The sequence below is a fragment of the Terrisporobacter mayombei genome (assembly GCF_020748465.1).
Classification (GTDB): domain Bacteria; phylum Bacillota; class Clostridia; order Peptostreptococcales; family Peptostreptococcaceae; genus Terrisporobacter; species Terrisporobacter mayombei.
Genome location: NZ_JAHZMP010000225.1, coordinates 1 through 455 on the forward strand (window position 1 = coordinate 1; position 455 = coordinate 455).

Here is a 455-nt window from a genome sequence, read left to right on the forward strand (position 1 = left end):
CTGGCGCTTATCCAGCGCGACAAACGGGCGGTCTTCCGGTCCAACATAATTGGCGGAAGGACGGATAATTTTGTTGTCCTGACGTTGTTCGATAATGTGCGCCGCCCAGCCGGTGACGCGGGCGATAACAAACAGTGGTGTGAACATCTCGGTGGGAACGCCCATCATGTTGTAGGAAACAGCAGAGAACCAGTCGAGATTGGGGAACATCTTTTTGCTCTCCCACATCACCGTTTCCAGGCGATCGGCGATGTTGTACATCTTCAGCGAGCCGCCTTCCTGCGAGAGCTGCTTCGCCACACGTTTAATCACCTGGTGGCGCGGGTCAGCGATGGTGTAAACCGGATGACCAAAACCAATGACCACTTCTTTGTTTTCCACGCGCTTGCGGATATCTGCTTCGGCTTCGTCCGGCGTTTCGTAGCGTTGCTGGATCTCCAGCGACACTTCATTCG

At 54.7% G+C, this 455-nt stretch carries 1 protein-coding gene; it reads right to left on the reverse strand.

What is annotated here, in order from left to right; translation table 11 throughout:
• A partial coding sequence (locus tag K0039_RS25305) for a citrate/2-methylcitrate synthase (protein WP_272491555.1) occupies nt 1-455 on the reverse strand: 455 nt, incomplete at both ends.